We start from the raw sequence: 20,703 nt of genomic DNA, 5'->3' as shown, positions 1-20,703 counted from the left end.
CGGCAATCACAAGCCGGCGGCGCTACTGATGCGGCAGCAGCCCGGCCACGTCCGCGTACGAGGGCGGAGTCAGCGGCAGCGGTTCCCCGTCCCGGGCCGCGGCCACCGTCGCCAGTGCGGCGGCCAGCGCGACGCGGTAGGGCGTCGAGCCGAGGCTCACCCTCGCCACCCCCAGGGAGGCGAGGCCGGCCAGCGTGGTGCGGCCCGGGAGGAACAGGACGTTGAGCGGCACGTCCACGGCTGCCACCGACTCCGCGGTCTCCGAGGGGTCGGCGAGCCCGGGGACGAACACGCCGTCGGCGCCGGCGTCCGCGTAGGCGCGCAGCCGGGTGAGCGTGGCGGCCAGCGGGCCGGTGCCGAGCCAGTGGGTGTCGGTGCGGGCGTTGAGGAACACGGCGGGCGCGGCGGCGCGCACGGCCGAGATCAGGCGGCACTGGACGGCCACCGGCGCGAGGGTGCCATCGGCGCGGCCGTCTTCGAGGTTGACGCCCACGACGCCCGCGGCCGCGAGTTCCACGACGAGGTCGGCCACCGCCGCGGGGTCCGCGCTGAAACCGTCGGCGAGGTCGACGCTCACCAGCACGTCCAGTGGCGCCAGCGCGCGGGCGAGCGACACCGTCGCGGCCCGCGAACCCGGTGCGCCGTCGGCGAATCCGTGTGCGGCCGACACCCCGAGGCTCGTCGTGCCGACCGCGGGACAGCCCGCCTCGGCGAGGGCGGCCGCGAGGCCGAACTCCCAGACGTTGGGCAGCAGCAAGGGTTTCCCGGGTACGTGCAGCGCGGCGAACGACGTCATGGGCGCAACCTACGCCCGCGACGCTTCGGCCTCCGCCGAAACGAACGGCGCCAGCACGCCCGGCGTCGCGGTGGCGGCGAAGTCCAGGCCTTCGTCCGCCGACGCGTCGCGGATCGAGTACGCGCCGGCGCCCGCCGCGGTGGTCGCGGTGAACGTCGCCAGGCCGCGGCGCCGTTGGAAGATCGACTGCTTCACCGTCCAGCCGAGCACCCCTTCGCGCTCGAGGGCGACGGTGCTGCGCCGCACCGCGCCGCTGCGGGTGACGAGGTAACAGCCGGTGAGCGCGTGCCCGAGGCTGCGGTAAGCGTCGAGCCCGAGCGCGGCCGAAACCGGCAGTGCGACGACGGCCAGCGCCAACCCGATCACGAACAGCACGTCCGTCAGCACCAGCCCGAGCACCACCAGCACGGCCACCGGCACCGACGCGCCCAGCAGCCACCAGCGCAACCGCCGTCCGCGCGCCGCCGCGGGGTGCGCCTTCAGCCGGGCCGCGGCCGTCGGCGCCACCGGCTCTCCCAGCACGGCGGCGGCGACGCGGTTGGCCACGTCGAGCGGCGCCGCGGGCAGCAGCGTGTGGTAGTCGGTGCGCTCGTCGTCCTGCTTCTGCCGCACGCCGGTCGCGACGGCGTCGACGCGCGCGGCGCCGGCGAGGCGGCTGCCGAGGGGCTCCACGACGTCCACCCCGCGCAGCCGCCGCTGCTCCAGGGTGATCGAGCGCGTCGTGAGCAGCCCGCGCCGCACCCGCAGCGTGCCGCCCGGCTCGCGGTCGAGCCGGAAGCGCCACCACATCTCCACGAACAACCCGAGCGCGCCGACCGCGCCGATCACCACGGCGGCCGCGAGCAGCACGAGGATCAGCACAACCAGCGGCAGCTCGCGGAAGATCCCGAAGACGAAGTGGAACAGTCCCCTTTGGACTCCGAACCACTCGGAAACCTGTACCACCGCGCCGAAAGCGGCGAGCCCGAGCGCGGGCGCCGCGAACGACACCGGCGCGTACCGCAGCCAGGCCCAGTCGAGCTTCGCCAGCACGGCCGTGTCGGCGGGTTCCCCCGCGGCGTGACGCAGGAGCTCGGCCCGCAGCCGTTCGGCGTCTTCGCGCGCGAGCGGGTCGAGTTTGATCCGGCCCTGCGCGCCGCTCTCGTGGCGGCCGGTCCCGACGCTCAGCACCGCGACGCCGAGCGCCCGGTGCACCGGTGACGCGGTGAGGTCGACGCTGCGGATGCGGTCGCGGGCCAAGGACTTCTTCGAGCGCGCCAGCAGCGAGAAGGTGATTTCGAGCCGGTCGGCCGTGAGCGAGTAGGTCGTGGCGCGCCACCGCAGCAGGTCGGCCAGCACGCTCACGCCCACGAGCAGCAGCCCCGCGCCGGCGACCCACGCGAGCACCGGCAAGAGCGGCGCCCCGCCGCCGACCACCCCGATCGCCGTCGGCGTGCCCGCGGCCACGGCCACGCCCGCCATGGTCAGCGCGGTGACGCCGAGCGTGCGGCGGTCGAGCCGCTCCCCCGTCACGTCGCGTCCCCGGGGGTGGCCTGGGTGGCTTCGGTGAGCTGCTCGGCCACGTCGGCCGCGACGTCGGCGGCCAGGCCGCGGATCTTGATCGCGCCGCGCGCCGAGGCGGTCGTGACGGTGACCGTCGCGAGCCCGAACACCTGCTGCAGCGGCCCGCGCAGCGTGTCGACGGTCTGCACGCGCGACAGCGGCGCCACCCGCCACTCCTGCCAGAAGAAGCCGGACCGCGCGTAGACGGCGGTGTCCGTGGTCTCCCAGCGGTGCACGCGGAACCACCACACCGGCAGCACGAGCACCCACACGGCCCCGAGCACCGCGAACGCCGCGCCGAGCACCAGCAGCCACGGCACGAGCAGCGCGCCCAGCACTACCAGCGCCGCCACGAGCGGCGCGAACCACAGCACGCCCTGCAGCCGCCACCAGCCGATCGCGCGCCGGTCGAGCGGGTAGCGCGGCGGCCGGAGCCGCACCGCGCCCGTCGGTGTTTCCACAGCGTCCCCCCGGAAAGTCGTTTACAATGCGACTGCATCGTAAACAGATGCGGACAAACCTCGCAAGGAAGGCGGCCGGTTGCCCAAGCAGGTGGACCACGACCAGCGGCGCGCGCAGATCGCCGACGCGCTGCAACGGCTGATCACGCGCCACGGCCTGGAGGGCGTGAGCCTGCGCCACGTCGCCGCCGAGGCGGGCGTGTCGATGGGCTCGGTGCAGCACTACTTCGCGTCGAAGGACGAGATGCTGCTGTTCACCCTCGAGCACCGCAACCGGCAGCGCGAGGAGCGCATCCGAGCGCAGGTCCTCGCCGGTGGCGAGCCGACACCGAAGCGGATCCTCCGCGCCTGCCTGGTCGAGATGCTGCCGCGCGACGAGCGCAGCGCCGCCGACTGGCTGGTCGGCGTGGCGTTCTTCAACCGCGCCGTCGTCGACGCGCGGCTGGCCGAGGTCTACGCCGAGGGCGTGCCGCAGCTGCACGAGTTCTTCGCCGGGCTGATCCGTCAGGCGCAGGAGGCGGGTGACGTCGCGGCGGACGTCGACGCGGACCACGAGTCGGCCATCCTCTGGGCGCTGGCCGATTCCCAGGGTTCCGACGTCCTGCTGGGCCACCGCTCCGCCGACGACGCGGTGGCCACCGTCGACTACCACCTCGACCGGCTCTTCACCTCCTGACTCAGCTCCCGCCGGACGCCATCGCCGCCCGGCGGGCACGCAGCTGCCGCACCACGCGCCGCAACGGCGGCCCCGCGGCGCCACCGGCGTCGGCCAGCTCCGCGAGCCGCGCGGAGTTCCGGGCGGCCTCGCCGCGGCCGAGCCCGATGCCCGCGGCCGCGGCGAGGGCGGTGAGTGCCGCGTCCTGCGCATCCACTTCGGACAGCGGGGCGCGCAGGGCGTGGGCCACGCTCGTGTGTTGCCGCTCGGCGAGCCGGGTCTCGGCGGGCTGCAGCACCTTCAGCCGCAGCACCGGCGTCACCGCTTGCCGAAGCACACCCGAAGCGGTGAGCTGGAGTTCCAGCGACCGCAGCGTGTCCCCCGCGTCCCGCCGCAGCAGCGCGCGCCAGCCGGCCGGGCCGGAGTCGGCGAGGCCGGCCAGCACGTCGTCGAGGAGCAGGTCACCCGTCGGTCCGCGGCCGGTCGCGGCGACGCGGCCGCCGCTCTCCTCGGCACGGCCCCGCTGGAGCAGGTCGGTGATCGCGGCGGCGCGCACGAGCAGCGCCGCGCGGCGCCGGTCGCGGACGCGGCCCTTGCCGGGATCGCACGCGAGCAGATAAGCCCGTGCGGGCAAGGAAAGGGTCACTGTGCCTTCACCTCCGGCCAGATGTGGTTCCACGGCTGCTTGCGCCCGGTGTACAGCCACACGAGGCCGGGCACCACTTCGGTCACCGAGGAGAAGTACGGCTTCAGCAACGCCGGGTCGAAGCCCGTGAACAGCACGTTCCGCGCCGAATCGGGTGGCCGGTCGAAGTACCAGTACCCGCGGTGTCCACTGTAGACATCCGTGATCCCGTACCGCGGCCCGTAGTACTCGACGGCGGCGGCGAACGGGTAGATCTCGGCGTACACCGCCGTCTGCCCCTTCACCGCGGGTGGCAATGCCGCGTACGTCCGGCCCACCGCGTCCGCGACCTGGATCTCCGCCGTCTCCCCGCCCTGGAACACCGTGCCCAGTGGCACCGGCCCGAACGACGTCGCCTTCACCGACGCCGGCCACACCGGCAGACCGGCCACGGTGACCGCAGCCGAGAGCGCGAACGCGATCGCCACCGGGATCCGCCACCACCGCACGAGGTCCCGCCGGGTCAGTTCGACGGCGGCCGCGGCGAAGGGCAGCGCGTAGAGGCTCATCAGGTAGTAGGACCGCCCGTGCGTCACCAGCACCACCACGGTGACCAGCAGCTGCGCGACGGCGAGGTAGCGGTAGGGCCGCAGCTCCGGCGACCGCAGCAGCCGCCACACGCCGTAGAGCAGCGCGAGGACGCCGATCCCCATCCCGGCGCCGAACAGTCCGTCGCGCGCGAAGGCGAGGTACCCGGGGAACTCGGCCGCGACGACGTCGGCCATGTTCGGGTAAGGCCAGCCGTTCCGCGCCTGCCAGACCAGCGCGGGGATGGTCGCGACCACCGCGAGCAGCGCGCCCAGCCACAGTTTCGGCCGGCTGAGCAGGCGCCGCGGCCCGAGCACGGCCGCGGACACGAGCACGGCGGCCCACAGCGCCGGGATCAGGAACTTCACCTCGAGCGACACCGCGGTGACGACGCCGGCCCACACGAGCAGGCCGTCGCGGCGCGTGCGGGTCCAGCGGACCAGGAGGAACACGACGACCGTCCACAGGAACGGGTCCAGCGCGTACGTCGCGACCCAGTGGCTGATGATGATCAGCCCGGACGTCGCGTACGCGCCGGCGGCCATGAGCTGCGCCGCGCGGCGGCCGCCGAGTTCCCGCGCGATCAGCGCGGTGACGACCGTGCCCACGCCGGCCGCAAGCGCCATCGGCACCCGGAACGCGAGCAGCGAACCGGGGAAGAGCCGGTCGAGCGCGCCCGCGAGGAGGGGGACGAGCGGTGGCTGGTCGAAATACCCCCAGGCCGGATGATCTCGACCCGCCACCAGGAAGTACAGCTCGTCGAAGCCGTGTGTGTACCGCGCGCCGGTCGCGATGAGCACCGCGGTCACCAGCGCGGCGACCGTCAGCACCGGGGCACGGGCGAACGGCGCGGGTCCCGCCGCCACCACGGGCGGCGCTTCGGGTGCGGTCACTCCTCCACTCGTCATGCTCCGAGTGCACCGCGCAGGGCCCCACCGGCGTAAGCGCGAGAGGTGGGCGGTGCGAGCGACCTCGGGTGGTCCGGACCGCAACTTTCGTTGCGGTCGCGTCGCCCGGCCGGTGCGAATCGGGCCCGCCGCGCACGAGCACCCGTTACCGTGGCCGACGTGACCGAAGTCCGGCGAACGCTCTGGCCGCGGCCGGTGGAGCTCGCCTGGCTGCTGGGCACGGCGATCGTCTTCGCCGGCCTCGACGTGTTCCTCAACGTGGCCGCGCCGACGACGGGTGCGCTCGGCCCGTACGCCGGGCTGGCGCTCGAGCTCGGGTGCGACTTCTCGTTGCTGCTCCTGTTCCGCTTCCCCGGCGCGGTCGCCGGCCTGCTCGTGGTGGCGTCGCTCGCGATGCTGGCGTCGGACCTGTTCTGGCCCGGCCTGCTGATGCCCGCGGACAAGCCGACGCTGATGACCGTGCCCACCATCACCCCGGTGGTGCTGACGCAGCTGGCGAAGCTGGTGGACCGGCGGCGGCTGCTGTGGATCGGCGGGGTGCTGGCGCTGCTCGCGACGCGGCCGTGGGACCCGGCGTGGAACACGACGCCGTTCGGGTTGCTGAGCACCGCGTTCCCGGTGGCGGTGTCGCTGTACTTCGAGGCGCGGCGGCAATTGCTGCGTTCGCTGCGCGACCGCGCGGAGCGCGCCGAACGCGAGCAGCACCTGCTCGCCGAGCACGCCATCGCCGAGGAACGCCGCCGGCTCGCGGGCGAGATGCACGACGTCGTCACCCACCGGCTGAGCCTGATGGTGCTGCACGCGGGCGCGCTCGGCGTCGTGTCGGCGGAGCCGGCCGTGCGCTCGGCGGCCGAGGACATCCGGCGCGAAGGCGCGCAGGCGCTGGACGAACTGCGCGACCTCGTCGGTGTGTTGCGCGACGGATCGGCCGCCGGATCGCCGGCCGCTTCACCCGCGCCGACCAGTGATCCGGCCGAGCTGGTGGCGGAGTCGGTGGCCGTCGGCGTGGCGACGGAGCTCTCGGTGACCGGCGATCCCGGCGGTGTGTCGCCGACGGTGGCGCGCACGGCGTACCGCGTGGTGCAGGAAGCGTTGACCAACGTTCGCAAGCACGCGCCGGGTTCCTCGGCCGCGGTGTCGCTGCGCTACCACGCCGAAGGGCTCGACGTGCGCGTCACCAACACCCGCGCGCGCCGCCCACCCGACCCGGCGCTCGCGGGCAGTGGTTCCGGCGCCGGGCTGAGCGGGCTGCGCCAGCGCGTCGAACTCGTCGGCGGGCGGTTCGAAGCGGGCCCCGAGCCCGGCGGCGGGTTCCGCATCGGTGCGATACTCCCCGCCTACGTTCCGACGACGGAAGGTGCCCCTCGGTGATCACGGTGGTCGTGGCCGACGACGAGCCGATGGTCTGCGCGCACCTGCGCACGATCCTCGGCTCGGCCGGCGACATCGAGGTGCTCGCCCAAGCCGCCGACGGCGCCGAAGCGGTGGAAGCCGTCGTGCGGCACCGCCCCGACGTGGTGCTGATGGACCTGCGCATGCCCGGCGTCGACGGGCTCACGGCCATCGCGCGCATCACCGCGCTGCCGGACCCGCCCGCGGTCGTCGCCCTCACGACGTTCGACGCCGACACGTACGTGGTCCGCGCACTGCGCGCGGGCGCCGCCGGTTTCCTCGTGAAGTCCACTCCGCCGGAGGACCTCATCGGTTTGGTCCGCGTCGCCGCGGACGGGCACACGGTGCTGTCCCCGTCGGCGACCCGCCGCCTCGTCGCCCTGTCCTCGGGCGGCCACGCCCGCAGCGACGAGGCCCGCCGCCGCACCCAACCCCTCACCGACCGCGAACGCGACGTCCTCACCTGCCTCGGCGAGGGACTGTCCAATGCGGACATCGCCGCCCGCCTGCACCTCGCGGAAGCGACGGTGAAGAGCTACGTGTCCCGGATGCTCGTCAAGCTCGACTGCAGCAACCGCACCCAGGCCGGCTTGCTGGCCCACGAGGCGGGTCTGGTCGGCTGAGCCGCGGGTCAGCCGGCGCGTTTGCTCATGATCCGAGCGATCGCGCGGTCGAGCTTGCTACACCACGTCGACGTGAGCCCTGCCGTCGTCGCGTTGCCCCAGGGTCGTCGAAGCTGGGGGAAACAGCGTGCGGAGAGCCTCAGAGGCATCAGTCGCGCGCAGCACCTGGCCGACGTTGCCGTCGTCGTGGCCGTGGACGGCAGCTGTTGTCGAAGCGCTCGTCTCGATCGGCCGGCCTCGTGACGGTCAGGTGTTGGTCGACCGTGCGGAGAACCTCTGGAACAAGGCCCATGACACGAATCCCGAGCCGGCGAGGACCACCAGCGCGGATCTCGGTGAGTCCTACGCCCTCGAGGTGATGGTCCTCGCCATCAATGACGAGCCGCACGGCTTCGCCGACCTGGGGCACGGGCTTCGTGCCCATCCGAACCGCCGCTATCAGGGCTGTGAGTGAGCACCGGGCGCTCGAGATCGTGCTGGCCGACGCCGGCCCGAGCCAGCGGGTCGCGCTCGTGCGCGAGGTGATGAATCCGGGGCGACTCAGGCCGATTGCCGCGCGTCGAACGCTTCGCGGGCGGCCGTGACCTGGTCCATGTGGCGGCGCGCCCAGAGGTCGAGCATGTCGAGGGGGTCCGCGAGGTCGTGGCCGAGCGGGGTGAGTTCGTACTCCACCTTCGGCGGGATGACCGGGTAGGCGGTGCGGGTGAGGATGCCGTCGCGGACGAGGCTGCGCAGGGTTTGCGTCAGGACTTTCTGGGAGATGCCCTCGACGCGCTTGCCGATCTGCGTGAAGCGCAGCGGGCCGTCGCGGAGGGTGCCGACGATCAGCACCGTCCACTGGTCGCCGATGCGGTCGAGCAGCTGGCGGGTCGGGCAGTCGCGGTCGTACGGGTTGCCCAGCGTCACGGGACGTCTCCTCACTCTCCGGAAGAGAGTAACAGCCGAGGTGAAAGCCGGGCAACGAGGCGGCGCCGCACCCCCAGCGCGGCGCCGCCTCAGCTCGCCTGCGCCACGCGAGTCGTCTCCGCGACGAGGCCGGCCACGACCCGCTGGATGAACCGGTGCAGCACGAGCCGGTAGAACCAGCCCGTGCCGGGCACCTTGCCGGTGAACGTGGAGTGCCAGTGGATCTCCGTCCCGCCCGCCACGGGGGTCAGGTCGACGTAGGCGCGGTAGTCGCGCAGCGGCAGCCCGCTGCGCAGCGCGTAGCCGAACCGCCGGTCGGGCTCCAGGGCGATGACTTCCTCGCACGAGCGCGTCCGGCCGGTGCGGAACAGGCGCAACGCGCCGAGCCCCTCGCGTTCCCCGGCCCCCGGCCGCGTGAGCTCGAACGAGCCGAGCGGCGACCAGCGCGGCCAGCTCGCGCCGTCGCGCAGGAGGGCGTAGACCGTGGCCGGGGTGGCGGGCGTGCGGGCCCGCACGGAGATGTGCTGCATGGGTGGCCTCCTCAGCGTTCCTGTACCACGTGGTACATGTACCATCTGGTACATGGTCGATTCAAGGGAGAACCTCCTCGACGCGGCGGTCGACCACATCGCCCGCGTCGGCGCGGCCCAGAGCCTCCGCGCGGTGGCGGCTGCGATCGGCACGAGCCACCGGATGCTCATCTACCACTTCGGGTCGAAGGAAGGCCTGCTCACCGAGGTCGCGCGCGAGGTGGAACGCCGTCAGCGCGGCGTGCTCGACCACGTCGACCCCGAGCTGCCACCCGAGGAGGCCGCGCGAGCGTTCTGGCGCCACCTCACCGACGAATCGCTGCGCCACAACGAAAAGCTCTTCTTCCAGCTCTACGGCCAGGCCCTCGGCGGCACCCCCGGCACGGCCGAATTCCTCGACGGCGTGATCGCCGACTGGCTCGCCCCCCTCGAAGCCCTGCTCGCCCGTTCCGGCGTGCCCGAGGAGGACCGGGCGGCCCAGGCCCGGCTGGGCCTCGCGGTCGCTCGCGGCCTGCTGCTCGACCTGGTGACCACCGGCGACCAGAAGGCCGTCGACGTGGCGATGGAGCGGTTCCTCGCCCTGCAAGCCGACCCGGATCGCTGATTTCTTGCAAGCCGACCCCTTGACTTGACGGATTCCTGCACCGAAGATTCGCTTCGTGCAGGACGAGGTCAAAGTGAGCGATCTGGACCGGCGGATCGTCGCCGCGCTCCAGCTCAACGGGCGGGCGTCGTGGGGCGCCATCGCGCGGCACGTGGGCTCGAGCGAGTCGACCGTGCTGCGACGCGCCGGCCAGCTCACCGAGAGCGGGCAGCTGCGGGTGATCGGCGTGGTCGACGTGCTGCGCTGCGGCCTCGGCGTGCCGGTGCTGGCGCGCTTGCGCTGCCGGCCGGGGACGGCGGCCGCCGTCGCCGACGAGCTGGCCGCGCGGCCCGAGGTCCGCTACGCCACCGTGCTCGCGGGCAGCGCCGACTGCTCGGCCGAGTTCGTGCTGCCGACCTACCGCGACGTCGCCCGCCTCCAGGGCGACTTCCCCGCGGCGGGCAACGTGCGCGACGCCGAGACCTTCGCCGTGATGCGCACGTTCACCTCCAACCACGACTGGGACTCCGGCGAGCTCACCGCCGACGCGGTGGCCGAACTGCGCGGCGGCGACGTGCGGCCGTTCGAGGAGCAGCACTGGGAACGCCCGCCCGAGCACCTCGACGAGCTCGACCTGGCGATCAGCGCCGTGCTCGGGGAAGACGGCCGGGTCTCGTTCAAGGAGGTGTCGCGCCAGGTCGGCACGAGCGAGTCGACCGTCGCGCGCCGCGTCGACTCCCTCGTGCGCCGCGGCTGCCTGCGCTTCCGGACCCTGGCCGAACCCGCGATGTTCGGCTACGCGCTCGAGTTCATGCTCTGGCTCTCGGTCGTCCCGGCCGAACTGGACCGCGCCGGTCAGCAGCTCGCCGCGCACCCCGGCACGAAGTACCTGAGCGCGACCACCGGCCGGTTCAACCTCGTCGGCCAGATCGTGCTGCGCCACTACGGCGAGCTCTACCGCCACACCACCGACGTCGTCGGCGCCCTGCCGGGCCTGCGGGAAGCCGACGTGACCCTGCAGGTCTCGACCCTCAAACGCGCGTGGGCGCCCACCCCCGCGGCAGCCGCAACCCTGGAGGAAGTATGACCGACCAACCGTGGCTCTGGGACGAGGCGACGTGGCGCGGCCACGTCGAGCACGTCCGCGCCGGCCGTTCCCTGCGGCCGAAGGCGTGGCCCGGCGGCGCGAAAGTGGCCGTGGCGCTGTCGTTCGACTCCGACCACGAGACCCCGGCCCTGCGCGACGGCGAGGTGCTGCCCGGCAAGCTCGCGCAAGGCGAGTACGGCGCGCGCGTCGGCGTCCCCCGGTTGCTGCGGCTGCTGGAGCGGTTCAGCGCGCCCGCGTCGTTCTTCGTCCCCGCCGTGTCGGCGCTGCTGCACGACGGCGAGGTCAAGACCTACGCCGACGCCGGCCACGAAGTGGCGCTGCACGGCTGGATCCACGAACGCAACACCGCGCTCACCGAGACCGAGGAGCGCGACCTCGCCTTCCGCGCCGCCGACGTGCTGGAGCGGCTGGCTGGCAAGCGGCCCGTCGGCATCCGCACGCCCTCGTGGGACTTCTCCGCGCACACGCTCGCCATCACGCGTGAGCTCGGCCTGAAGTACGACTCGTCGCTGATGGCCGACGACGACTGCTACGAGCTGCTGGAGAACGGCGAGCCGACCGGGATCGTCGAGCTGCCCGTGGAGTGGATCCGCGACGACGCGCCGTACTTCATGATGGACCGCTTCGCCTCGCTGCGGCCCTACACGCCGCCGCGCGGGGTGCTCTCGATCTGGCGCGACGAGTTCGACGCCGCGTACGCCGAGGGCGGCATCTTCCAGCTCACCCTGCACCCGCACATCAGCGGGCACCGCTCCCGCGTCGCGATCCTCACCGAGCTGCTCGAGCACATCAGCGGCCACGACGGCGTGTGGTTCGCCACCCACGCCCAGATCGTCGACCACGTCCTCACCGATGGCACCGCCGGGGAGGCAAAGCCATGACCACTGTTCCGTCCGCTGAGAACGCTTCCGGCACCACCGTCGCGACCCACCGGCTGACCGGCGAGCAGCGCAAGGCGATCGTCGCCGGCGCCATCGGCAACACCGTCGAGTGGGTCGACTGGGCCGTCTACGCCACGTTCTCCCCCATCTTCGCCGGCCAGTTCTTCGCCGGGGGCAACGAAACCACCGCGCTGCTGTCCACTTTGGCCGTGTTCGCGGTCGGCTTCGTGATGCGCCCGATCGGCGGCGCGGTACTCGGCGCGTACGCCGACCGGCGCGGCCGCAAGAAGGGCCTCACGCTCACGATCTCGCTCATGGCGGCCGCGTCGATCGTGATCGCCGTGTGCCCGACCTACACCCAGATCGGCGTCGGCGCCCCGATCGTGCTGCTGCTCGCCCGGCTCGTGCAGGGCTTCTCCGCGGGCGGCGAATTCGGCTCGTCGTCGGCGTTCCTGATCGAATCGGCCGCGCCGGGCCGCCGGGCGTTCGCCGGTTCGTGGCAGCAGGTCTCCGTCGGCGCGGGCTCGCTCATCGCCGCGCTGCTCGGCACGATCCTGAACTCGACGCTGTCCGACGCCGACCTGCACGGCTGGGGCTGGCGCCTCGCGTTCGGCATCGCCGGGCTGCTCGGGCTCGTCGGCCTGTGGCTGCGGCGCTCGGTGCACGAGACGGAGGCGTTCGGGAAGATCAGCGCGAAGCCGCGCCGCAACCCCGTCGTCGCGATGTTCCGCGACCACCCCGCCGCCGCGCTGCGCGTGGCCGGCGTGACGATCGCCGGCACGCTGATCTACTACGTGTGGGTCAGCTACATGCCCGCGTACGCGCACCTGTCCACCGGCATCCCGCTCAAGACCGCGCTGCTGGCCAACACGCTGGCGATGCTCGTGTTCATCTGCCTGCTGCCGTTCGGCGGGCTGCTGTCGGACCGGATCGGCCGCAAGGCGACGATGACGGCGTTCGCCGCGGGGTTCGTGGTGTTCGCGTGGCCCGCGTTCCACTTCCTGGCCAACGGGTTCTGGAGCGTGTTCGTGATCGAGCTGATCGGCCTCGTGCTGATCGTCGGTTACTCGGCCAACTGCGCGGTGATCATGGCCGAGCAGTTCCCGCCCGAGGTGCGCACCACCGGCATCGGCCTTCCGTACGCGCTGGCTGTCGCCGTGTTCGGCGGCACCGCGCCGTACGTCACGACCTGGCTCAACGCCAACCACCACGGCGACCTCGTGTGGGTCTACGTCGCCGTCGCCGCGCTGATCGGCGTCGCGGTGTACCTCACCATGCCCGAGACGAAGGGGAAACAGCTCTAGATGCGCACCGTGCTCGTCACCGGCGCCGCGGGCGGGATCGGGGCCGCGATCGCGGCCCGGTTCGCCGCCGCGGGCGACCGGCTGGCCCTGTCCGACCTGCGGCCGTCCGAACTGTCCACTGTGGCCGAACGGCTGCGCGCGGAGCACGGCGCGGCCGTGACCGAGCTGCCGGGTGACCTCGCCGACGCCCAGTACGCGGAGGGGCTCGTGGACCGCGCCGGCCCGGTCGACGTCCTCGTGAACGCCGCGGGCATCTACCCGGCGACGCGGCTGCTGGACCTGACGGCGGCCATCTGGGACCGCGTGCAGGACGTGAACGTGCGGGCCGCGGTGCTCACGACCGTCGCGTTCGGCCGCCGGCACGTGGCGGCCGGGACGACCGGGTCGGTCGTGAACATCTCCTCGGGCGCCGCGACCCGCGCGCGGCCGGGAGCTTCGCACTACGCCACGTCGAAGGCCGCGCTGGAGATGGCGACCAAGGCGTGCGCCGTGGAACTCGGGCCGCACGGGATCCGCGTCAACGCCGTGAGCCCCGGGTTCGTGACCGTGGACAGCGAAGCGAACCCCGTCACCGAGGCCTACGCCGCGGCGGTGTCGGTCAACCCGCTCGGGCGCCGCGGCGCGCCGGGCGAGATCGCCGACGCCGTGTTCTGGCTGGCCGGCCCGGAAGCGGGCTGGATCACCGGGTCCATCCTGCGCGTCGACGGCGGGTCGACCGCGGGCGCGGCGGGCCTGCCGTTGCACTGGTCGGGCGAAACCGCGGTCCAGCGGGGTTCCGCGCACTCGGGAGGTGCTCATGTCTGACCGCCGCTCGTACACGGTCGTCGGGGGCGGCGCGATCGGCGGCACGCTCGCGTTCCACCTCGCCAAGGCGGGCCACCCGGTCGTGGTCGTGGACGCCGACCCGGAGCACGTCGCCGCGATCACCGCGCGCGGGCTGACGCTCGTGCGGCCGGGCGGTACCGAGCAGGTGGACCTGCCCGCGTACGTCCCCGACGAGGCGCCGCCGGAGCTGGGCCGGGTGCTGCTCGCGGTGAAGGCGCAGGCCACCGAGCGGGCGATGCAGTGGCTGGAGCCGCGGCTGGCGCGCGACGGGTTCGTGGTGTCGCTGCAGAACGGGCTGAACGAGGAGCTGATCGCGTCGTTCGTGGGCGCGGAGCGGACCGTGGGCGCGTTCGTGAACCTGTTCGCCGACGTCGCGGAGCCCGGCGTGGTCCGCGACGGCGGAGCGGGTGCCCTGGTCGTCGGCGAGCCCGACGGGCGGATCAGCGACCGCGTCGAGGAGGTCGTGGCCGACCTGCAGGCGTGGGGACCGGCGAAGGCGACCGCCAACGTCAAGGGCTATCTGTGGGCGAAGCTGGCCTTCGGGGCGATGCTCACGACCACGGCGCTGGCCGACGCGCCGATGGCCGACCTGATCGACCGGCACCGGCCGCTGATGCACGCGCTCGCCGCGGAGGTGTTCGCGGCGGCGGGCCCGCGCGCGCTGGAGGCGTTCGACCAGTTCGACCCGGCCGCCTACCTGCCGGGGGCCACCGGACGCGAGGAGGCGACCGACCGGCTCGTGGCGTGGCTGCGCACGCAGCCCAAGGACCGCAGCGGGATCTGGCGGGACATCGCCGTGCGGCACCGGCCCGTCGAGGTCTACCACCACTACGGCCCGGTGCTCGACGAAGCCGCCCGCCGCGGCGTCGAGGTGCCGCTGCTGAAGGCCGTGCTCAAGCGCCTGGCCGACGTCGAGTCGGGCACCGCGATGTCCGAGGACCACCTCACCGAACTGGAGGCACACCTGTGACCGGGATCCGCGAGCTGCACGAATGGGTGCGCGCGCACCGCGACGACCTGCTCGCCGACCTCGCCGAGTACGTCGGCATCGAAACACCCAGTGACGACAAGGAAAGCCTGACGCGCGGACTGTCCTGGGTGGACGGCTGGCTGCGGTCGCGGCTCGGTGCACCGGCGGCGGTGCGCGATTTCGACGGCGGCCGCTACGGCGACATCAAGGTCTACGACTACCCGGGCGCCGGCGCGCGGCCGGTGCTCCTGCTGTGCCACTACGACACGGTGTGGCCACTGGGCACGCTCGCGGAATGGCCGTTCACCGTCGACGGCGACCGCGCGACGGGGCCGGGGATCTTCGACATGAAGTCGGGCCTGGTCCACGCGGTGTGGGCGCTGCGCGCGCTGGACGCCGCCGGGCTGCCGCGCCCGGCCGTGCGCCTGGTGCTCAACGGTGACGAGGAGCTCGGCAGCCCGGCTTCGCGTCCGGTGATCGAGGAGGCGGCCGGGGGCACCCGGGCGACGCTGGTGTTCGAAGCGAGCGCCGGCGGCGCGGTGAAGACCTCGCGCAAGGGTGTCGGGCTGTTCCGGGTGCACGCGACGGGCGTCGAGTCCCACGCCGGGCTCGACCCGACCAAGGGCGCGAGCGCGATCGACGAGCTGGCGCGCGCGATCCTCGCGCTGCACGCGCTGACCGACCTGGACGCCGGCACGACCGTCAACGTCGGCGTCATCTCCGGCGGCAGCCGCCAGAACGTGATCGCCGGCTCCGCGCGCGGCGAGATCGACGTCCGCGTGGCCAGCGCCGCCGAAGCCGCGCGCATCGACGCCGGCCTGGCCGCGCTGGTGGCGCACGACCCGCGCGCCACGGTGAAGGTCGAAGGCGGCTGGAACCGGCCGGTGATGGAGCGGTCGGACGCGATCGTCGGGCTCTACTCGCTGGCCCGGGACCTCGCGGCCGAGCTGGAGGTTTCCCTGGCGGAAACCTCCGTCGGCGGCGCGAGCGACGGCAACTTCGTGGCCGCGCTGGGGCACCCGGTCCTCGACGGTTTCGGCGCTGTGGGCGACGGGGCGCACGCGCGCCACGAGCACATCAGCGTCGGCGGGATGCTCGAGCGCACCGCACTGGCGGCGGCGGTGCTGCACAAGCTCGGCACGAGCTGAGTCCCGGCTTTACGAAGCCCGAACATTCGGCCCACACCCCTCGTACACCGGACCGCGAAAGTACTCGCCGTACCCGGAAAACCGGTCACGAGAGGGAGTAGGAACGATGCGAGGAACCACCTGGACCCGGCGGCTGGCGATGGCGGGCAGCGGCGTCGCGGCCGGGCTGCTGGTCGTGACGCCGCTGGCTTCGGCGGACACCAGCGCGCCGCCCGCGCCGTCGTCGCCGGCGGTGGCCCCGATCACGCTCAGCCCCCAGGAGTCGCAGCAGGTGTGCGGCGAGTGGGTGCCCAAGCTGCAGAAGCGGGCGCAGAACCTGACCGACCGCATCAACGGCGGGGCCGAGGTCGCCGGCTCCGTCGCGAACCTGAAGGCGCGCTCGGCCGACCAGCGGGCCAAGGGCCACACCGCGGCGGCCGACCGCCTGCAGAAGCGCGCCGACAAGCGGCAGGGCCGGATCAGCCAGCTCGCGGACGCCAAGAAGAAGCTCGACGACTTCGCCACCGCCCACTGCAAGCCCGCGGGGACGAAGTGAAGGCGGCCCGGTTCGCGGCCGCGATCGGGGCGGCCGCGCTCGTGGCCCTCGCCTGCACCGCCTGCGACGGCGGTGACTCCGCCGCCCCGGCCGACGGCGGCGCTCAGGCCACCGCCGAGCTGAACGGCATCCAGTCGACCCTGGACGGCATCGAATCCGACATGGCGGGCGACGGCTCCCCCTGAGCCGGGATCCCAGCCGGCCTGGACGGCGGCTCGGCCCGGGCCCCACCGCCGCCCGGGCCCGGCGAGCAGCGCCTCCCCGGCCCTCGGACGGCGCCGGCTCGCACGGCGCCCGACCGCGTTGGCCGCCCCACGGCGGGCGTGGAGGGCGCTGGTCCGGCGGGAGCCGCGTAGCGTCTCACCCGATGTCGGCGGCCGGAGGAGAACGAATGGGGTCAGCTGGGCGCGGCCTCGTCCTCGTGGTGGAGGACGAGGCCGCGATCGCCGAGCTCGCGGCGATGTACCTGCGGCGCGACGGGTTCGGAGTGCACGTGGAGGCGGACGGCGCGGCCGCGCTGGCGACCGTCCGGCGGCTCAAGCCCGTGGCCGTGGTCCTCGACATCGGACTGTCCGGAATGGACGGGATCGAGATCTGCAAGGCCATGCGCGCCGCCGGTGACTGGACGCCGGTGCTGTTCGTGACGGCCCGCGACGACGAGCTCGACCGCCTCCTGGGCCTCGAGATCGGCGCCGACGACTACCTCACCAAACCCTTCAGCCCGCGTGAGCTCGCTGCGCGCGTGCGCACCGTGCTGCGCCGCGCGTCGGGCACGCCGGCCAGCGAGACGTTCGAATGCGGCGGCGCGCGCGTCGACGTCACGAGCCGCCGCGCGTGGGCCGGGGACGCGGAGATCACGCTCACCTCAACGGAGTTCGACCTGCTCACCTACCTCGTCCGCCACCCCGGCCGCGTGCTGTCGCGCGACCAGCTGCTGTCCGCCGTGTGGGGTTACGCGGCCGCGGCGGGCACGCGGACCGTCGACGTGCACGTGGCGCAGCTGCGCGCGAAGCTCGGCGTGCACAGTCCGATCAGGACGGTCCGCGGCATCGGCTACGCGGCGGACGCCGGATGAGGGGCACGCTCGCGCTCCGCATCACGGTCGTGTGCCTGGCGGTGGCGGGGATCGCGGTGATCGTCGCGGGCCTCGTGGCTTCGCGGCTCGTGCGCTCCACCGCCGATTCCGTGCTGCAGCAGTCGCTGAAGGACCAGGCCGACGTGGTCGCGACCCAGCTCGACGACACCGGCATCGGCAACCGCCTCGGCGTCGGCAAGGTCGCCGACGTCGTGCGCGGGCAGGGCATCTCGGTGGTCGTGCGGCGCGCCGGTGGCCAGGACCTCGGCGACGCGACCTCGGCGCGCGCGGCCGAACGCGCCGGGCTCGCGTCCGGCCAGGACCACTCGGGCCGCGTGACGATCGACGGGCAGCAGTACCTCGTCGAAGTCCGCGCCGTCGGGCCGCGCGCCGCCGCGTTCGCGCTGGTGCAGCCCGCGCGCAGCGGCGAAGCGACCGAACGGGCGCTGGTGCGCAACATCGCGCTGGCGCTCGGCATCGGGCTCGTCGTCGCGGCCGTCGCCGGCTACGCGTCGGGCCGGCTGCTCGGACGGCCGTTGCGCAAGGCCGCCGCCGCGGCGGGCAGCCTGCGGGCCGGCCGGCGTGACGTGCGCGTGCCCGTCGAGGGCCCCGTCGAAGTCGCCGAGGTCGCGGGCTCGCTCAACGAACTCGCGGACGCGCTCGCCCACAGCGAAGCCCGCCAGCGCGAGTTCCTGCTGTCGGTGTCCCACGAACTGCGCACCCCGCTGACCGCGGTGACCGGCTTCGCCGAAGCGATCGCCGACGGCGTCGCCGAGGGTCCTGACGCGCGCCACGCCGGTGCGACCATCCACCGCGAGGCGCAACGCCTGGAACGCCTGGTCACCGACCTGCTCGAACTCGCCCGGCTCGGCGCCGACGAGTTCCGCCTCGACCTCGCGCGGCTCGACCTCTCCGCGCTGGTGCGCGACCGCGCGCAGGTGTGGCAGCTGCGCTGCGAACGGGAGAACGTGCCGCTGTACGTCGACGTGCCGGCCGCGCCCGTGCTCGTCACCGCCGACGCGCGGCGCCTGCAGCAGGTCGTCGACGGCCTGGCGGAGAACGCCCTGCGCGTCACCCCCGCGGGCGCCCCGATGGTGTTCTCCCTGACCGTCGCGCAGGGGCACGCGTACCTCGCCGTGCGCGACGGCGGCCCCGGCCTCGCCGCGGAGGACTACGCGGTGGCCTTCGAGCGCGGCGTGCTCAACAAGCGCTACCGCGACCGCCGCCCCGTCGGTTCCGGCATCGGGCTCGCCCTGGTCCACGGTCTGGTCACGCGCATGGGTGGCGCGCTGACCGCCGGCCCGGCGCCCGAGGGCGGGGCCGCGTTCACGATCACGCTTCCCCTCGCAGCTGCGCCGCCCGCGCCGTGACGTCCATCAGCGCCCAGTGCTCGACGATCCGCCCGCCCCGCACGCGGATCATGTCCATGCTCGTCACGGCGTAGCGCCGACCGGTCGAGATCTGCGTGCCGCTGCTCGTGTAGCGGTTGACGGAGAACTCGCCGTCACTCACGTTCTGCTCCACGCGCACCGACAGGTCCCGCACGTCGGCCAGGAACTCGCCGCGGCTGATCGCCGCCCACTTCTCCCGCCACGCCGCGATGCCGACGTGGTCACCCCCGGCGCCGCCACGGTGGTCGACGACGTCGGGGTCGAGGTACTGCAAGCCTTCTTCGGTGAACGCCGCCTCGACGATCCGGCGGTGCACCTCGGCCGGGGTGAGTTCGCTGGTCATGGCCCGGTACGATAAACGGGGATGTCCCCATTTAGCAACCACGACCCACGGGGAGGCACGGTGGCCAGGCAGCGCGCCGACGCTCGCGACAACCGCGCCCAGCTGGTGCGCGCGGCCCGCGACGTGTTCGCCGAAGCGGGCACGGACGCGCCGCTCGACCGCATCGCCAAGCGGGCCGGCATCGGGAACGCCACGATGTACCGGCACTTCCCGCGCCGCCGCGACCTGCTCGCCGCGGTGTACGCGGAAGAGGTCGAGCACCTGCGCGCCGAAGGCGAGGCCCTGCTCGCGCACGAAGACCCCGGCGCGGCCCTGTTCACCTGGCTCGGCAGCTTCCTCGACCACGTCCGGGACAAGCGCGACCTCGCACTGTCCATAACGGACGATCCCGGCGAACGCGAAGAGCTCTTCAGGAGCTGGCACGCCGTGATGACCGCCACGGCCACCGCGCTGGCCGCCCGCACGAACCTCGCCGAAGACGTCGAACCGCTGGATTTGCTCGTGCTCACAACGGGAATCGCCCTGTCCGGCGCGGACGGCCCGCGCACCGAACGGCTGCTTCGGGTGATCACCCGCGGCAGCGCCGGTTAGGCTGAGCCCGTGGAACTGCTGCACCTGCGCTACTTCGTGGCCGTCGCCGAGGAACTCAACTTCTCGGCCGCCGCGCGGAAGCTGCACATGGCCGCGTCGCCGCTGAGCCAGCGCATCAAGGACCTCGAGCACGAGCTCGGGCAGAAGCTGTTCGACCGCAGCACCCACCACGTCACGCTCACCCCCGCCGGCAGCGCGTTGCTGCCGCTCGCCCGGGACGTGCTCGACCAGGTGAACGCGATCCCCTGGCGGCTGCGCGAAGCGGCGCGACCCCAGCGCAGCACGGTGTTCCTCGGGATGCCCGCCGGTGTGCACCCGAAGCTGCGCGACCGCGTGAGCGCCCTCGCCGAGCAGGTGCGCGAGCGGTTCGGGCTCAAGCGCTGGCCGGGCGCGAGCCCCGATCTCGTCGACGCCGTGCTGGACGGCCGCCTCGCGCTGGCACTCGCGCGCATGCCCGTGACCGACCCGGCGCTCGACGCGCTGCCCGTGATGTCGGAGCGACTCGGCGCCGTCGTGCCCGCGGACCGGTTCGCCGGGCGCGAGTCCGTACACCTGAGCGAGCTGACGGACTTCGCCTACCTCGCGTCGCCCGAAGAATCGACACCCGCCTATTTCGAGCAGCTCGACCACCAATTGCTGACACTCGGCATCAAAAAACGGCTCAAGCTCCCGAACACCGGCTATTCGGGCGTCTCCGAAATCATCTCCTCCGGCCTCGCCTTCTCCATTTCGATGCTCGACGAGGCCAGCCCGATGCAGCTGTACCGGCTCGAGAACGTGGCCGTGCTCCCCTTCGCGGATTTCCACCCCCAGCTGGACACCAACCTCGTCTGGCGACGTGACCGGGGCGACAGCGGCGACCTCACCGAGCTCGTCGCCGCGGCGCGCGGGATCTTCACCGAGCCGCTCATCAGCTGAACCAC

Annotated in this window: 25 protein-coding genes; 17 read left to right on the top strand and 8 right to left on the bottom strand. The window is 73.4% G+C overall.

Translation table 11 applies throughout. From position 1 onward, the window contains the following. Positions 1–22 precede the first annotated feature (22 nt). From ACIA77_RS36970 to ACIA77_RS36960, 3 genes are read right to left on the bottom strand one after another with little or no spacing between them, the layout of a single operon-like run. Positions 23–796 (bottom strand): isocitrate lyase/phosphoenolpyruvate mutase family protein, encoded by a 774-nt coding sequence (locus ACIA77_RS36970; protein ID WP_395890740.1) that lies wholly within the window; start codon positions 794–796, stop codon positions 23–25. Between the two features lie 9 nt (positions 797–805). After that, a complete protein-coding gene (locus ACIA77_RS36965) occupies positions 806–2,257 on the bottom strand; it encodes a PH domain-containing protein (RefSeq protein WP_395890771.1) in 1,452 nt (483 codons plus the stop codon). Positions 2,258–2,304: 47 nt separating this feature from the next. Continuing rightward, positions 2,305–2,799, bottom strand: a complete 495-nt coding sequence (locus tag ACIA77_RS36960) for a PH domain-containing protein (protein WP_395890739.1) — start codon at positions 2,797–2,799, stop codon at positions 2,305–2,307. Positions 2,800–2,878: 79 nt separating this feature from the next. Here ACIA77_RS36960 and ACIA77_RS36955 point away from each other — a divergent pair, with 79 nt between their 5' ends. Continuing rightward, a complete protein-coding gene (locus ACIA77_RS36955; protein WP_395890738.1) occupies positions 2,879–3,475 on the top strand; it encodes a TetR/AcrR family transcriptional regulator in 597 nt (198 codons plus the stop codon). Between the two features lies 1 nt (position 3,476). Here the strand turns inward: ACIA77_RS36955 and ACIA77_RS36950 are convergent, their stop codons facing one another. Next, positions 3,477–4,100, bottom strand: a complete 624-nt coding sequence (locus ACIA77_RS36950) for a GPP34 family phosphoprotein (RefSeq protein WP_395890737.1) — start codon at positions 4,098–4,100, stop codon at positions 3,477–3,479. Beyond that, positions 4,097–5,575 carry an ArnT family glycosyltransferase gene (locus ACIA77_RS36945; protein ID WP_395890736.1) on the bottom strand — a complete coding sequence of 493 codons (1,479 nt, stop codon included), beginning with the start codon at positions 5,573–5,575 and terminating at the stop codon, positions 4,097–4,099. Before ACIA77_RS36945 ends, ACIA77_RS36950 begins: the two co-directional genes overlap by 4 nt. Before the next feature lie 159 nt (positions 5,576–5,734). Here ACIA77_RS36945 and ACIA77_RS36940 point away from each other — a divergent pair, with 159 nt between their 5' ends. From ACIA77_RS36940 to ACIA77_RS36930, 3 genes are all read left to right on the top strand, one after another. Further along, entirely contained in the window at positions 5,735–6,946 is a 1,212-nt protein-coding gene (locus ACIA77_RS36940) for a sensor histidine kinase (RefSeq protein WP_395890735.1), read from the top strand. Beyond that, positions 6,943–7,590 (top strand): response regulator, encoded by a 648-nt coding sequence (locus tag ACIA77_RS36935; protein ID WP_395890734.1) that lies wholly within the window; start codon positions 6,943–6,945, stop codon positions 7,588–7,590. The genes ACIA77_RS36940 and ACIA77_RS36935 overlap by 4 nt, the downstream gene beginning before the upstream one ends. 127 nt (positions 7,591–7,717) lie before the next feature. Next, positions 7,718–8,044: a hypothetical protein gene (locus ACIA77_RS36930; RefSeq protein ID WP_395890733.1), complete on the top strand. Its 327-nt coding sequence runs from the start codon at positions 7,718–7,720 to the stop codon at positions 8,042–8,044. Between the two features lie 86 nt (positions 8,045–8,130). On the opposite strand, the gene ACIA77_RS36925 is transcribed toward ACIA77_RS36930, so the two are convergent. After that, entirely contained in the window at positions 8,131–8,496 is a 366-nt protein-coding gene (locus ACIA77_RS36925) for a winged helix-turn-helix transcriptional regulator (RefSeq protein WP_395890732.1), read from the bottom strand. 89 nt (positions 8,497–8,585) lie between these two features. Beyond that, positions 8,586–9,026, bottom strand: coding sequence for an SRPBCC family protein (locus ACIA77_RS36920; protein ID WP_395890731.1), 441 nt, complete (start codon positions 9,024–9,026; stop codon positions 8,586–8,588). A gap of 52 nt (positions 9,027–9,078) precedes the next feature. On the opposite strand from ACIA77_RS36920, the gene ACIA77_RS36915 reads away from it, so the two are divergent. The 11 genes from ACIA77_RS36915 (at position 9,079) to ACIA77_RS36865 (ending at position 18,825) form a co-directional block, all read left to right on the top strand. Continuing rightward, positions 9,079–9,630 carry a TetR/AcrR family transcriptional regulator gene (locus ACIA77_RS36915; protein ID WP_395890730.1) on the top strand — a complete coding sequence of 184 codons (552 nt, stop codon included), beginning with the start codon at positions 9,079–9,081 and terminating at the stop codon, positions 9,628–9,630. A gap of 73 nt (positions 9,631–9,703) precedes the next feature. Beyond that, positions 9,704–10,696: an Lrp/AsnC family transcriptional regulator gene (locus tag ACIA77_RS36910; protein ID WP_395890729.1), complete on the top strand. Its 993-nt coding sequence runs from the start codon at positions 9,704–9,706 to the stop codon at positions 10,694–10,696. After that, complete coding sequence (locus ACIA77_RS36905; RefSeq protein ID WP_395890728.1) at positions 10,693–11,598, top strand: polysaccharide deacetylase; 906 nt, start codon at positions 10,693–10,695, stop codon at positions 11,596–11,598. Before ACIA77_RS36910 ends, ACIA77_RS36905 begins: the two co-directional genes overlap by 4 nt. Next, positions 11,595–12,902, top strand: a complete 1,308-nt coding sequence (locus tag ACIA77_RS36900) for an MFS transporter (RefSeq protein WP_395890727.1) — start codon at positions 11,595–11,597, stop codon at positions 12,900–12,902. The genes ACIA77_RS36905 and ACIA77_RS36900 overlap by 4 nt, the downstream gene beginning before the upstream one ends. Then, positions 12,903–13,706: an SDR family NAD(P)-dependent oxidoreductase gene (locus ACIA77_RS36895; protein WP_395890725.1), complete on the top strand. Its 804-nt coding sequence runs from the start codon at positions 12,903–12,905 to the stop codon at positions 13,704–13,706. After that, positions 13,699–14,697, top strand: a complete 999-nt coding sequence (locus ACIA77_RS36890) for a ketopantoate reductase family protein (RefSeq protein WP_395890724.1) — start codon at positions 13,699–13,701, stop codon at positions 14,695–14,697. Before ACIA77_RS36895 ends, ACIA77_RS36890 begins: the two co-directional genes overlap by 8 nt. Next, on the top strand, positions 14,694–15,845 hold the full coding sequence (locus ACIA77_RS36885; protein WP_395890723.1) for a M20 family metallopeptidase: 1,152 nt from the start codon (positions 14,694–14,696) through the stop codon (positions 15,843–15,845). The genes ACIA77_RS36890 and ACIA77_RS36885 overlap by 4 nt, the downstream gene beginning before the upstream one ends. Positions 15,846–15,951: 106 nt before the next feature. Beyond that, positions 15,952–16,380 (top strand): hypothetical protein, encoded by a 429-nt coding sequence (locus tag ACIA77_RS36880; protein ID WP_395890722.1) that lies wholly within the window; start codon positions 15,952–15,954, stop codon positions 16,378–16,380. Continuing rightward, positions 16,377–16,565, top strand: coding sequence for a hypothetical protein (locus ACIA77_RS36875; protein WP_395890721.1), 189 nt, complete (start codon positions 16,377–16,379; stop codon positions 16,563–16,565). Before ACIA77_RS36880 ends, ACIA77_RS36875 begins: the two co-directional genes overlap by 4 nt. 206 nt (positions 16,566–16,771) lie before the next feature. After that, positions 16,772–17,455 (top strand): response regulator transcription factor, encoded by a 684-nt coding sequence (locus ACIA77_RS36870; RefSeq protein WP_395890720.1) that lies wholly within the window; start codon positions 16,772–16,774, stop codon positions 17,453–17,455. Continuing rightward, positions 17,452–18,825: a histidine kinase dimerization/phospho-acceptor domain-containing protein gene (locus tag ACIA77_RS36865; RefSeq protein ID WP_395890719.1), complete on the top strand. Its 1,374-nt coding sequence runs from the start codon at positions 17,452–17,454 to the stop codon at positions 18,823–18,825. The genes ACIA77_RS36870 and ACIA77_RS36865 overlap by 4 nt, the downstream gene beginning before the upstream one ends. On the opposite strand, the gene ACIA77_RS36860 is transcribed toward ACIA77_RS36865, so the two are convergent. Continuing rightward, the gene (locus ACIA77_RS36860) at positions 18,788–19,189 is read right to left on the bottom strand and encodes an ester cyclase (protein WP_395890718.1); all 402 of its coding nucleotides are present in this window, start codon (positions 19,187–19,189) and stop codon (positions 18,788–18,790) included. The two genes, ACIA77_RS36865 and ACIA77_RS36860, sit on opposite strands and share 38 nt — an antisense overlap. 60 nt (positions 19,190–19,249) lie before the next feature. Here ACIA77_RS36860 and ACIA77_RS36855 point away from each other — a divergent pair, with 60 nt between their 5' ends. Then, a complete protein-coding gene (locus tag ACIA77_RS36855) occupies positions 19,250–19,780 on the top strand; it encodes a TetR/AcrR family transcriptional regulator (protein WP_395890717.1) in 531 nt (176 codons plus the stop codon). Positions 19,781–19,789: 9 nt separating this feature from the next. Beyond that, positions 19,790–20,698, top strand: a complete 909-nt coding sequence (locus ACIA77_RS36850; protein WP_395890716.1) for a LysR family transcriptional regulator — start codon at positions 19,790–19,792, stop codon at positions 20,696–20,698. Positions 20,699–20,703: the final 5 nt, after the last annotated feature.

The sequence above is a fragment of the Amycolatopsis sp. NPDC051903 genome (assembly GCF_044452505.1).
Classification (GTDB): Bacteria; Actinomycetota; Actinomycetes; order Mycobacteriales; family Pseudonocardiaceae; genus Amycolatopsis.
This window is presented reverse-complemented; position numbering and strand designations above follow the sequence as displayed.

Excerpts from the sequence above, each read along its gene's own strand:
- ACIA77_RS36970 (WP_395890740.1), bottom strand. The coding sequence starts at position 796 with ATGACGTCGTTCGCCGCGCTGCACGTACCCGGGAAACCCTTGCTGCTG.
- ACIA77_RS36965 (WP_395890771.1), bottom strand. The coding sequence starts at position 2,257 with ATGGCGGGCGTGGCCGTGGCCGCGGGCACGCCGACGGCGATCGGGGTG.
- ACIA77_RS36945 (WP_395890736.1), bottom strand. The coding sequence starts at position 5,575 with ATGACGAGTGGAGGAGTGACCGCACCCGAAGCGCCGCCCGTGGTGGCG.
- ACIA77_RS36920 (WP_395890731.1), bottom strand. The coding sequence starts at position 9,026 with ATGCAGCACATCTCCGTGCGGGCCCGCACGCCCGCCACCCCGGCCACG.
- ACIA77_RS36915 (WP_395890730.1), top strand. The coding sequence starts at position 9,079 with ATGGTCGATTCAAGGGAGAACCTCCTCGACGCGGCGGTCGACCACATC.
- ACIA77_RS36905 (WP_395890728.1), top strand. The coding sequence starts at position 10,693 with ATGACCGACCAACCGTGGCTCTGGGACGAGGCGACGTGGCGCGGCCAC.
- ACIA77_RS36900 (WP_395890727.1), top strand. The coding sequence starts at position 11,595 with ATGACCACTGTTCCGTCCGCTGAGAACGCTTCCGGCACCACCGTCGCG.
- ACIA77_RS36895 (WP_395890725.1), top strand. The coding sequence starts at position 12,903 with ATGCGCACCGTGCTCGTCACCGGCGCCGCGGGCGGGATCGGGGCCGCG.
- ACIA77_RS36890 (WP_395890724.1), top strand. The coding sequence starts at position 13,699 with ATGTCTGACCGCCGCTCGTACACGGTCGTCGGGGGCGGCGCGATCGGC.
- ACIA77_RS36880 (WP_395890722.1), top strand. The coding sequence starts at position 15,952 with ATGCGAGGAACCACCTGGACCCGGCGGCTGGCGATGGCGGGCAGCGGC.
- ACIA77_RS36870 (WP_395890720.1), top strand. The coding sequence starts at position 16,772 with ATGGGGTCAGCTGGGCGCGGCCTCGTCCTCGTGGTGGAGGACGAGGCC.
- ACIA77_RS36865 (WP_395890719.1), top strand. The coding sequence starts at position 17,452 with ATGAGGGGCACGCTCGCGCTCCGCATCACGGTCGTGTGCCTGGCGGTG.
- ACIA77_RS36860 (WP_395890718.1), bottom strand. The coding sequence starts at position 19,189 with ATGACCAGCGAACTCACCCCGGCCGAGGTGCACCGCCGGATCGTCGAG.